Annotated in this window: 13 protein-coding genes and 1 pseudogene; 10 read left to right on the top strand and 4 right to left on the bottom strand. The window is 65.9% G+C overall.

Going from position 1 to position 11,111, the window contains the following annotated elements; genetic code table 11:
* The 4 genes and pseudogenes from A5648_RS05440 to A5648_RS05425 all read left to right on the top strand — a co-directional run.
* Window positions 1-411 (top strand): annotated as a pseudogene (locus A5648_RS05440) (alpha/beta hydrolase); the annotation flags it as partial.
* Window positions 411-1,229: an NAD(P)-dependent oxidoreductase gene (locus A5648_RS05435; RefSeq protein ID WP_065023555.1), complete on the top strand. Its 819-nt coding sequence runs from the start codon at window positions 411-413 to the stop codon at window positions 1,227-1,229. The pseudogene A5648_RS05440 and the gene A5648_RS05435, both read left to right, overlap by 1 nt.
* A 120-nt stretch (window positions 1,230-1,349) precedes the next feature.
* Window positions 1,350-2,552, top strand: coding sequence for a cytochrome P450 (locus A5648_RS05430; RefSeq protein ID WP_065023554.1), 1,203 nt, complete (start codon window positions 1,350-1,352; stop codon window positions 2,550-2,552).
* 11 nt (window positions 2,553-2,563) lie between these two features.
* The gene (locus tag A5648_RS05425; RefSeq protein WP_065023553.1) at window positions 2,564-2,773 is read left to right on the top strand and encodes a ferredoxin; all 210 of its coding nucleotides are present in this window, start codon (window positions 2,564-2,566) and stop codon (window positions 2,771-2,773) included.
* Between the two features lie 5 nt (window positions 2,774-2,778).
* On the opposite strand, the gene A5648_RS05420 is transcribed toward A5648_RS05425, so the two are convergent.
* The 4 genes from A5648_RS05420 to A5648_RS05405 all read right to left on the bottom strand — a co-directional run bounded on the left by A5648_RS05420 (window position 2,779) and on the right by A5648_RS05405 (window position 5,980).
* Window positions 2,779-3,087 (bottom strand): DUF1330 domain-containing protein, encoded by a 309-nt coding sequence (locus A5648_RS05420; RefSeq protein ID WP_064854326.1) that lies wholly within the window; start codon window positions 3,085-3,087, stop codon window positions 2,779-2,781.
* Window positions 3,087-3,296, bottom strand: a complete 210-nt coding sequence (locus A5648_RS05415) for a ferredoxin (RefSeq protein WP_065023552.1) — start codon at window positions 3,294-3,296, stop codon at window positions 3,087-3,089. Before A5648_RS05415 ends, A5648_RS05420 begins: the two co-directional genes overlap by 1 nt.
* Window positions 3,293-4,588 carry a cytochrome P450 gene (locus tag A5648_RS05410; protein WP_065023551.1) on the bottom strand — a complete coding sequence of 432 codons (1,296 nt, stop codon included), beginning with the start codon at window positions 4,586-4,588 and terminating at the stop codon, window positions 3,293-3,295. Before A5648_RS05410 ends, A5648_RS05415 begins: the two co-directional genes overlap by 4 nt.
* Before the next feature lie 111 nt (window positions 4,589-4,699).
* Window positions 4,700-5,980 carry an amidohydrolase family protein gene (locus tag A5648_RS05405; protein WP_065023565.1) on the bottom strand — a complete coding sequence of 427 codons (1,281 nt, stop codon included), beginning with the start codon at window positions 5,978-5,980 and terminating at the stop codon, window positions 4,700-4,702.
* Window positions 5,981-6,236: 256 nt separating this feature from the next.
* Here A5648_RS05405 and A5648_RS05400 point away from each other — a divergent pair, with 256 nt between their 5' ends.
* Genes A5648_RS05400 through A5648_RS05375 form a run of 6 tightly spaced genes read left to right on the top strand, consistent with a single transcriptional unit; the run spans window position 6,237 to window position 11,109 of the window.
* The gene (locus A5648_RS05400) at window positions 6,237-6,782 is read left to right on the top strand and encodes a carboxymuconolactone decarboxylase family protein (RefSeq protein WP_065023550.1); all 546 of its coding nucleotides are present in this window, start codon (window positions 6,237-6,239) and stop codon (window positions 6,780-6,782) included.
* A gap of 4 nt (window positions 6,783-6,786) precedes the next feature.
* A complete protein-coding gene (locus A5648_RS05395) occupies window positions 6,787-8,082 on the top strand; it encodes an aromatic ring-hydroxylating oxygenase subunit alpha (RefSeq protein ID WP_065023549.1) in 1,296 nt (431 codons plus the stop codon).
* A complete protein-coding gene (locus A5648_RS05390; RefSeq protein WP_065023548.1) occupies window positions 8,066-8,389 on the top strand; it encodes a hypothetical protein in 324 nt (107 codons plus the stop codon). Before A5648_RS05395 ends, A5648_RS05390 begins: the two co-directional genes overlap by 17 nt.
* Before the next feature lie 2 nt (window positions 8,390-8,391).
* Window positions 8,392-9,618, top strand: a complete 1,227-nt coding sequence (locus A5648_RS05385; protein ID WP_065023547.1) for a metal-dependent hydrolase family protein — start codon at window positions 8,392-8,394, stop codon at window positions 9,616-9,618.
* Complete coding sequence (locus tag A5648_RS05380) at window positions 9,602-10,024, top strand: nuclear transport factor 2 family protein (RefSeq protein WP_065023546.1); 423 nt, start codon at window positions 9,602-9,604, stop codon at window positions 10,022-10,024. The genes A5648_RS05385 and A5648_RS05380 overlap by 17 nt, the downstream gene beginning before the upstream one ends.
* Entirely contained in the window at window positions 10,021-11,109 is a 1,089-nt protein-coding gene (locus A5648_RS05375) for an acyl-CoA dehydrogenase family protein (protein ID WP_065023545.1), read from the top strand. Before A5648_RS05380 ends, A5648_RS05375 begins: the two co-directional genes overlap by 4 nt.
* Window positions 11,110-11,111 lie beyond the last annotated feature (2 nt).

Below are 11,111 nucleotides of genomic sequence, written 5' to 3'. Positions count from 1 at the left end.
CCCGGCCAGCGACCGGTCGGCCTGCGCGAACTGCTCTGGGAGCCGGCATCGTTGTATCCCGACGAGGTGCTGCGCGGAATCATCCACGCCTCTCCGGGCGCAAACTACGAGGCCGCCATGGTGGCCGCTTGGCCGCGCAGCGCCTTCCCGTCGCTGGCCGGCCGGGTGCGCGTCCCGGTGCGCTTTACCTTCGCCGAACACGAGAAGATCTGGGCTGCCGACCCGGCCGCGCAACGCGAGATCCGCGACATCTTCACCGCCACACCGCGCTTCACCAGCAACGACGAGCCCGGGTCCGGGCACAATCTCAGCGTCGGTTTCGGTGCGCAGCGCTACCACGAGTCGGTGCTGGCATTCGTCGAGGAGTGCGCCGCAACCGCCGGCGCCGAACAGGATTCGGAGGTCAGCTGATGCGCGTCGGTTTCATTGGACTGGGCAGTCAGGGCGCGCCGATGGCGCGACGCATCGTCGAGGGCGGCTATGCCACGACGCTGTGGGCCCGTCGGCCCGAGTCCCTCGAACCCTTCGCCGACACCGCGGCCGACGTCGCCGACACCCCGGCCGAGCTGGGCCGGGCCAGCGATCTGGTCTGCCTGTGTGTGGTCGGCGACGCCGACGTCAACGAAGTGGTCCGCGGCGAGAACGGCGTGCTGGCCGGATTGCAGCCCGGCGGGATCATCGCGATTCACAGCACGGTGCACCCCGACACCTGTCGCCGGTTGGCCGAACACTGTGCCGATCACGGCGTTTCGGTGATCGACGCACCGGTCAGCGGTGGTGGGCCGGCCGCCGAAGCCGGAACGCTACTGGTGATGGTCGGCGGGGACGAGGACGTGGTGCAGAAGTGCCGGCCGGTGTTCGACACCTACGCCGACCCCGTCGTGCACCTCGGTGGGATCGGATCGGGGCAAGTAACCAAGTTGCTCAACAACCTGTTGTTCACCGCGAATCTCGGCACCGCCGCCACCGCTCTGGCGCTGGGCGAACAGCTCGGGGTGTCGGCCGGCCGACTCGCCGAGGTGGTGTGCCGCGGGAGTTCGAACAGCTTTGCGCTCAACAGCATCCGGGGTTCCGGCGGCACCCTGGATCGTCTCGCCGGAATGGCCGGGGCGCTGTTGCGCAAGGACGTGCGGCTGGTGGCCGATTTGGCGCAGCAGGCGGCGGCAGCTCCCGGTGCGGTTCTCGACGCCGCCGACGCCGCGCTGTCACTGATGGATCACCCGCGATGATCGCGCGACTTTGGCGAATACCCTTCCGGTAGCTACCCGTATGTCTTACAGTTGGGCCTACGGTCTGACGGCCGGTCACGGCGTTTTTTCCAGCCGCTTCTTGCCGCTGAGGAGGATTCAATGACCAAGCCGAAGCTCGTCTTCGACCCGTTCTCTGAAGAGTATTTCAACGACCCCTTCGACATCTACCGGCGAATGCGCGTCGAGGCTCCGCTCTACTACGACGAGAAGGAGGACTTCTACGCGCTGAGCCGTCACGAGGATGTGGCCGGGGCGCTCAAGGACTTCGAGACCTACTCGTCGTCGCGCGGCTGTGACCTGGCGATGGTGCGGGCCGGTGAACCGCCGCAGAAATCCATCATCTTCATGGACCCGCCCGAGCACCGGCACCTGCGCAGCCTGCTCAACAAGGCGTTCACCCCCCGGGCCATCCAAGCGCAGCGCGAGACCATCATCGAGCAGGTCGAGCGATTCCTCGGTGCCGCGGACCCGGACCGCTTCGATGTGGTGCAGGAATTCTCCGGGCCGTTCCCGGTGGAAGTGATCACCCGGATGGTCGGCGTTCCCGACGAGTACCGCCAGCAAGTGCGGCACTGGATTGACACCTCTTTGCACCGCGAGCCCGGGCAGATCGAGACCAGCGCCGAGGGCATGCAGGCCAACATGGAGACCGCGGTGTACTACTACGGCTTGGTGCAGGAGCGGCGCGCCGACCCGCAGGACGACATGCTCAGCAGGCTGATCGCCGCCGAGATCCCTGGCGAGGACGGCCAGATGCGCCGGCTGGATGACATCGAGATCACCGCCTTCGCAACGCTACTGGGCGGCGCCGGCGCCGAGACCGTCACCAAGCTGATCGGCACCGCCGCGGTGACATTCGCCCGCCACCCGGAGCAGTGGCAAAAGCTGCTTGAGGACCGCAGCAAGGTTCCAGCGGCCGTGGAGGAACTGCTGCGCTACGAGGGCCCGGTGCAATACAACGTGCGGTACACCCTCAAAGAGGCACAGGTCAGCGGCGGCATCATCCCGGCGTGCAAGCCGGTGTTCCTGCTCAACGCCGCGGCCAACCGGGACCCCGAGGCGTTCAGCGACGCCGACACCTTCGACATCGACCGGGACCACACCGAGGCACAGCACCTCGGTCTGGGGTATGGCATCCACAGCTGCCTCGGCGCGGCCCTAGCCCGGATGGAGAGCGCGATCGCGCTGGAGAAGCTGCTGGACTTCATGCCCCGCTACGAAGTGGATTGGGACGGGCTGCAGCGCGTGCACATGCAGAACGTCTCGGGCTGGCTCAACGTCCCGGTACGCGTGGTCCGGTAGGGACGCGGCGAATGAGCACCCGAAAGGTTGTCGTCGACTACGGGTTGTGCGAAGCCAATGCGGTCTGCATGGGCATCAACCCCGAGGTGTTCGATCTTGATGACGAGGACACCCTGCACATCCTCAAGCCGGACATCACGCCGGAGACCGAACGCGATGTCCTCGAAGCGGTCCGGAGATGTCCCCGGCAGGCACTGTCGATCGTCGAGGAAGACGACTAGGCCCTCTAGCGCGCCGGGAACCCGGAGAGGATGACCGCGTTGCAGTCCGCGGCGGCCTGCCGCAGCTTCGCGGCCTGCTGGTAGCCCTCGGAGTGATACCAGGCCCGGGCGGCTTCCACCGATTCGAACTCCAAGACCACGGTCTGGTTGCCGTGCCAGTCGCCCTCCACCACCTCGGGCTGGGTCTCGACGGCCAGGATCGTCGCGCCACCGGAGGCCATCGTCGGCTGGGCGGCCTTACCGTAGGCGACCATGCCCGACGGGTCGTTGATGGCCTCGGTCAGAATGACATATCCCTTGGGCCCGTTGGACATCAGTTCTCCTCTTGCGAATCGGTGACATCGTCGATGGCGTGTTCGGGGCATTGCTTGATGGCGTCGCGAACCGCGTTCTCGAACTGCGCCGGCACCTCATCGACGGTGACCTCCGAATAGCCGTCGTCGTTGATGGCGAACACCTCGGGGCAGATCGTGGTGCAGATACCGTGCCCGGCACAGCGGTCCGGGTCGACCCAGGCCTTCATCGTGCGGCCTTTGCGGCGGGCGTGAACTCCAGGTTCAGATCGATCAGACCACGCAGGATGTAGGTCGGAATGTAGCTGAACCGCCGTGCGTCGGGCGGGCCGTGCCGCTCTTCGGAGATGCTGATCTCGGCGGTGCGATCCAGCAGACGCTCGATCGCGATCCGGGTTTCGGCCCGGGCCAGCGGCGAGCCGGGGCAGCTGTGGATGCCGCGTCCGAAGGTGATGTGCTGGCGGGCGTTGGTGCGGGCGGGATCGAAGGTGTCGGGGTCGGCGAAGCGGCGCGGATCCCGGTTCGCGCCGGCGCTGATCACCATCAGCGTTGTGCCGGCGGGGATCTCGACTCCGCCGATCTCCGTGTCGACCCGGGAGAGCCGGAAATCGCCCTTGACCGGGCTTTCGAAGCGCAGCACCTCTTCGATGAAGTTCGGGATCAGGCTGCGGTCGTCGCGCAGCCGCTGCTGAATGTCGGGCTGCTCCCCGATGATCCGGAGCGCGGAGCCGAGCAGGCGCACCGTGGTCTCCTGGCCGGCCGAATAGACGTTGGCGGCCACCCGGGCCACATCCATCGGGTCCGGGACGGAGCCGTCGGGGAAGGTCGCCTCGGCCATGCCGGTGAGTACGTCCTCGCGCGGCGTGCGGCGGCGATCAGCGATGTAGTCGGCGAAGGTGGCGTAGAGGAACTCCAGCGGACTGTGCGCCAGCGCTTTGGCATCGGTGCTGCCGATCCCGCCGCCGACGTTGTGATGCATGTTCTTGACGAACTCGTCCCGGTCCTCGTCGGGGACGCCCAGCAGGTCGGCGATGACCAGCAGGGTGAACGGCGCCGCGAAGCCGCCGATGAACTCACCGGCACCGGGCGCGAGGAATTCGTCGAGTACCGCATCGGCGAGCTCCCACATGGCGTCCTCGTTCTCCTTGAGGCGCTTGGGAGTGAGCAGCCGCATCAGCAACGCCCGATGGTTGGTGTGCGTCGGCGGGTCCAGCGTCGGCAGCTGGTCGCTGAACGGCAGTTCGTCGCGGTGCTTGTCGATCAGACCGGACACCGTCGCACCGCCCAGGTCGCCGTCGAGTGGCACCGGGAAGCCGGGGAACGGGCCGGTCACCGCGATGCACGAGGAGAACACCTCGGCGTTGCCGGCCACCGCGCAGGCCTCGTCCCAACCGGTCACCATCATCACGTTGTGGTGCGGCTCCCGGGTGACCGGCGAGCGCTCCCGCAGTGCGCGCAGGTACGGGTAGGGATCGGCCACCACCGCGGCGTCCTGAAAGAAGTCAATCGTGTCTGGATCCATCACGAGCCGGCTGCACTCCCTCCAAGCAACACTCTCATATCCGAGAATGTGATTCTCGTCTGTGGTCAACAGACTTTCACACGGGCGGGTGCCCGTCAACGTCGGCCCTGCTCAGCTGTTGGACCGCGCGGCGTCCATCAACGCATTCGCCTGGCGATCGCCGTGCTTGTGCTGGCTGAGCGCGCGAATCTGAACGTCGTGCCCCTCGGCGGCCTTGCGCAGCGCGCCCACGGTGGCCTGATCGCGGGCGATGTGGGCGAAGGGGTCGAACGAGTACCAGCGCATGGCGTTCTCGTGAGTCATCTTGTGGATCTCGGCATCGGTGGCGTTGTTGGCCGACAACACGTTCCACAGCTCCTCGGGCGCGCCCGGCCACATCGAATCGCTGTGCGGGTAGTCGGCCTCCCAGGCGATGTTGTCGATGCCGATCTCGTGGCGGAGCTTGACCCCGACCGGGTCGGAGATGAAGCAGGTCAAAAAGTGTTCGCGGAAGACTTCCGACGGAACCTTGCCGCCGAAATCCTGACCGGTCCAGACCGAATGCATCTCGTAGGTGCGGTCCACCCGCTCCAGGAAGTACGGAATCCACCCGGTGCCGCCCTCGGACAGGGCGATCTTGAGATCCGGGTATTCCTTGATCGGCCGGGACCACAGCAGGTCGGCTGCCGCCTGGACGATGTTCATCGGCTGCAGGGTGATCATCACGTCCATCGGCGCATCGGGTGCGGTGATGGCCAGCTTTCCCGACGACCCGATGTGCACATTGAGCACGGTGTTGGTGTCACACAGCGCCCGCCACAACGGGTTCCAGTATTCATCGTGGAAGCTCGGGTATCCCATCGCCGCCGGGTTCTCGCTGAAGGTCAGCGCGTGCACGCCCTTCTTGGACACCCGCCGCACCTCCTCGGCACACTTCTCGGCGTCCCAGATCACCGGCAGCGCCATCGGGATAAAGCGCGCGGGATACGCCCCGCACCATTCGTCGATGTGCCAGTCGTTGTAGGCCCGCACCAGCGCCAACGAGAAGTCCGGGTCGTCGGTGGCGAACAGCCGGCCGGCGAAGCCGGGGAACGACGGAAAACAGATCGAGCCCAGGATGCCACCGGCGTTCATGTCCTTGACCCGCTCGTCGACGTTGTAGCAACCGGGGCGAATCTCATCCAGGCCTTGGGGCTCTAGGCCGTACTCCTCCTTGGGACGCCCCGCGACGGCATTGAGCGCGACGTTGGGGATCACCACGTCGCGGAACTGCCAGGTGTCGGAGCCGTCGGCGTTGTGCACCAGCCGCGGCGCATCATCGAGGTACTTGCGCGGAAGGTGGTTGGCGAACATGTCCGGCGGCTCAACGGTGTGGTCATCGACGCTGACCAGAATCATGTCGTCCTTGTTCACGGCCATCCTCCGATCCGGGCCGGCGCGGGCGGCCGACCCTACGACGTCTCTAATGAAAACTAGCTTCCCGTTTTCGGAGAATCAACCTTCTCCAGCGATCCGGCGGTTCGGGGTGCCCGCGCCGCCGGGCGACACCCGAGACCCGCACTCCCCGCGGTTCTACCTGCATCGACAGCGCAGTGTTGACCAATCGCGCGAAACATGGAAATCTGTTGGTCAAATATGAGAATGTGATTCTCGCATGCGAGGAGGAACGATGCGCTTGGCTCCGCTGTCGGCGTCCCAATGGGACGACGAGGAGGTTCAGCGTGCTCTCGCCCAAGTGCTGACCGCGGATCGGCGCAACTCGCGCGGCGCCGGCTCAGCGATGACCATGCTGGTCCATCATCCGAAGCTCGCCCGGGCGTTCCTCAAGTTCAACGTCGAGCTGCTCTACCGCGGGACGCTCCCGGGCCCCTTGCGCGAACTCGCGATCCTGCGCACCGCCCACCGCCGCGGCTGCGAATACGAGTGGGTGCACCACATCACGATCGGCAAGCAAGCCGGCCTCACCGACTCCGACATCGAAGACCTGCAGCACGGCGCCGGCCGCGACGAGCTGCACCAGGCGGTGATCAACGCGGCCGACGAACTCGACGAGGCCTCCCGACTGTCCCCCGCCACCGAGGCGGTCCTCACCCAACACCTGGACGAGCACCAAATGATGGAACTCGTCTTCACGGTCGGCTGCTACAGCATGTTGGCCATGGCCTTCAACACATTTGGCGTTGAACTCGATGAAGAACCCGAATCAGAGAGGTAAGACCGTGCCCCATTTCCCCAAACCGGCAGCCGGTAGCTGGACACAGAGCTATCCCGAGCTCGGCACCGAACCGGTCGATTACACCGACTCGTTCGATCCGGCGCATTTCGCCGACGAGCAGGAGGCGATCTTCAAGCGCACCTGGCTACACGTCGGGCGCATCGAGCGGCTGCCCAAGACCGGCAGCTACTTCACCCGGGAACTGCCCTCGGTGTGCACGGGCACCTCGATCATCGTCGTCAAGGGCAAGGACGGCGTGGTCCGGGCGTTCCACAACATCTGCCGCCACCGCGGTAACAAGTTGGTGTGGAACGACTTCCCGAACGAGGAGACCGAGGGCACCTGCCGCCAGTTCACCTGCAAGTACCACGCCTGGCGCTACAGCCTCGACGGCGACCTCACGTTCATCCAGCAGGAGGGCGAGTTCTTCGACGTCGACAAGAGCCAGTACGGCCTGGTCCCGGTGCGCTGCGAGGTCTGGGAAGGTTTCATCTTCGTCAACTTCGACGACAACGCCGGCCCGCTCAACGAATACCTCGGATCCCTGGCCAAGGGCATCGAGGGCTACCCGTTTAGCGAGATGACCGAGGTCTACTCCTACAAGTCCGAGATCGGCAGCAACTGGAAGCTGTTCCTCGACGCGTTCGTGGAGTTCTACCACGCGCCGATCCTGCACCAGGGCCAGTACACCAAGGAAGAGGCCGCCAAGATCCAGAAGTTCGGCTACGAAGCGCTGCACTACGAGCTGGCCGGACCGCACAGCCTGCAATCAACGTGGGGCGGTCAGTCGCCGCCGGCCGACCTCAACATGGTCAAGCCGTTGGACCGGGCGCTGCGCAGCGGACTGTTCGGACCTTGGGACAAGCCGGATCTCATTGCCGACCTCAAGGAATTGCCACCGTCGGTGAACATCAAGCGAGTGCCGCAGTGGGGCATCGACTCCTTCGTGTTCTTCCCCAACTTCATGATTCTGATCTGGGAGCCGGGCTGGTACCTGACCTACCAGTACTGGCCGACCGCTGCCGACAAACACACCTTCGAAGCGAGCCTGTACTTCGTGCCGCCGCGCAATGCCCGGGAGCGTTTGGCCCAGGAATTGGCCGCGGTGACCTTCAAGGAGTACGCGCTGCAAGACGCCAACACCCTGGAAGCAACCCAGACCATGATCGGCACGAAGGTCGTGGACGACTTCTTGTTGTGCGACCAGGAGGTCCTGATTCGACACCTGCACAAGACCGCCCGTGACTACGTATCCGAATACAAGAAGACCAAGGAGCACGCCAATGGCGCTACCGTCTGACTTCGCTGACCTGCAGCCCTACGCCGACTGGGCCCTGGCGACCGAGCCGGAGCGCTACGCCAAACGGCTGGCCTCCACCATGCCGCAGATGCAGGAGTTCTACGACGCGTCGTTCGGGCGACTCGAGGACGCCATCACCTACCTGGACAAGTTCGACCTGAATGACCTGCCCGAGGACGCGCGGTCGTTGATGCACCTCATGCAGTCGCTGGTGATGGTCTCCTTCCCGATCGAGGCCTGGAAGCAGCCGCGGGTGCCGGACAGCGGCGCGGCCTGGATCGACTGCATCAAGGAACCGGTCGTCTAAAGGTGCTGACGCTCAAGGCAGCCGGGCTGCTCGACGTCGACTCCGGAGAGATCATCCGGCCCGGGGCCATCCGGGTCGACGGCGACAAGATCGTCGGCATCGGCGAAGCCCCGGCCTCCGGTACGGATCACGAGGTGCTGGATCTCGGTGACCTGATCCTGCTGCCCGGGCTGATGGACATGGAGGTCAACCTGCTGATGGGCGGCCGGGGTGAGAACCCCGGCCTGTCCCAGGTGCAAGATGATCCGCCGACCCGGGTGCTGCGTGCGGTGGGCAATGCGCGCCGCACGCTGCGCGCCGGCTTCACCACGGTGCGCAACCTCGGGTTGTTCGTCAAGACCGGCGGATACCTGCTCGACGTCGCACTGGGCAAGGCGATCGACGCCGGCTGGATCGAAGGCCCGCGGGTGGTGCCGGCCGGCCACGCGATCACCCCGACCGGGGGCCACCTGGATCCGACGATGTTCGCGGCGTTCATGCCAGGCGTTCTGGAGCTGACCATCGAAGAAGGCATCGCCAACGGCGTCGACGAGATCCGCAAGGCGGTCCGCTACCAGATCAAGCACGGCGCACAGCTGATCAAGGTGTGCTGCTCGGGCGGTGTGATGTCGTTGACCGGAGAGGCCGGCGCTCAACACTATTCGGACGAAGAGCTGCGCGTCATCGTCGACGAGGCGCACCGGCGCGGGCTGCGAGTGGCGGCGCACACCCACGGCGCAGAAGCGGTCAAACACGCGGTGGCGTGCGGGATCGACTGCATCGAACACGGGTTCCTGATGGACGACGAGGCGATCGCGATGCTCGTCGAGCACGACCGCTTCCTGGTCACCACCCGGCGCCTGGCCGAGGCGATGGACGTCTCCAAGGCTCCGCCGGAACTACAGGCTAAGGCGGCCGAGATGTTCCCCAAGGCCCGCACCTCGATCAAGGCCGCCTACGAGGCGGGGGTCAAGATCGCCGTCGGCACCGATGCGCCGGCGATCCCGCACGGCCGCAACGCCGACGAACTGGTCACCCTGGTCGACTGGGGCATGCCGCCCGCCGCGGTGCTCAAGGCGGCTACCGTGACGGCGGCCGAGCTGATCAACGCCGCCGACCGCGGCCGGCTGGCCGAGGGACTACTCGCAGACATCATCGGCGTGCCGGGAGATCCGTTGTCCGACATCAGCGTTACCCAGAACGTGAAGTTCGTCATGAAAGGCGGTCAAGTGTATGTCAACAAGAACTGACGAGCTCGTCGAGATCCAGCAACTACTCGCCCGCTACGCGGTGACCATCACCCAGGGCGACATCGACGGACTGGTGGGGGTGTTCACCCCGGACGGCACCTACAGTGCTTTCGGCGAGACCTATTCGCTGGACCGGTTTCCGGTACTGGTCGACGCCGCCCCCAAAGGCTTGTTCATGACCGGAACCCCGGTGATCGAACTCGACGGCGACACCGCGACCGGCACCCAACCGCTGTGCTTCATCGACCACGCCAGCCACGACATGCGGATCGGCTACTACAACGACACCTATGTGCGCACCGCGGACGGCTGGCGATTGAAGACCCGGGCGATGACGTTCATCCGCCGCAGCGGTGTCCACGATTCCGGGCGCCCACACGCGATCGGTCGCCCCTCATCGAAATGAATGTCTCTGAATTCCAAGCAGATCTGCGCGCCTGGCTCGACGACAACGACCTGACCCCGGGTGCGGATCACTCCCTGGAAGCCCACATCAAACAGTTCGGCCGGGTCTGCGCGGCGCTCTATGAGGCCGACTGGATGCGGTACGGCTGGCCGGTCGAGGCCGGCGGCCTGGGCGGTCCGGCGATGCTGCGGGCGGTCGTCGGCGAAGAGGTCGTCGGCCGCGGACTCGCCGAGCCGGGCCCCTACTCGATGCTGGAAGTGCTGGCGCCGACCATGATCGACTACGCGCCACCGGAACTCGCCGCGGAGATGGTGCCCCGGCTGCTGTCCGGCCGCGAACTCTGGTGCCAGGGCTTCTCCGAGCCGGGCTCCGGCAGCGATTTGGCATCGCTGTCCACCCGCGCCACCCCCGACGGCGACAACTGGATCATCAAGGGCCAGAAGGTCTGGACCAGCTTCGCCCAGCATTCGACGCGCTGCGTCCTGCTGACCCGCACCGCCCCCGGACATGACGGCATCACCGCATTCTTCGTCGACATGGACACCCCCGGCATCACCGTGCGCCCGCTGCGGACAATGCACGGCGTGGACGAGTTCTGCGAGGTCTACTTCGACGACGTGGTGGTCCCCGCCGAGCGCATGCTCGGCAAGCCCGGCGACGGCTGGCGGCTCGCGATGGATCTGCTGCCCTTCGAACGCTCCACCTGCTTCTGGCAGCGAATCGCCTACCTGTACTCGCGGATGGATCGACTCATCGCCGAGACGACCGAGACCGACGACGCCGAGCTGGGCGAGGCCTACCTCGCGCTGCATACACTGCGCTGCCGGTCCCGCGCCACCCAGCACCGGCTGGACGGCGGCACCCGGCTGGGCCCGGACACCTCGATCGACAAGGTGCTGCTGGCCACCGCCGAACAGAAGCTCTTCGATACGGCGCGCGACATGTTGCCGGGCACCATCGAGCTCGGCGAATCATCCTGGCGCACCGAGTTTCTCTACTCTCGCGCGGCGACCATCTACGGCGGTACCTCGGAGATCCAGCGCAACATCATCGCCCGCCGACTGCTCGACCTCGGGAAGGAGTGACG

This window comes from Mycolicibacter sinensis, assembly GCF_001673565.1.
GTDB lineage: Bacteria > Actinomycetota > Actinomycetes > Mycobacteriales > Mycobacteriaceae > Mycobacterium > Mycobacterium sinense_C.
This window is presented reverse-complemented; position numbering and strand designations above follow the sequence as displayed.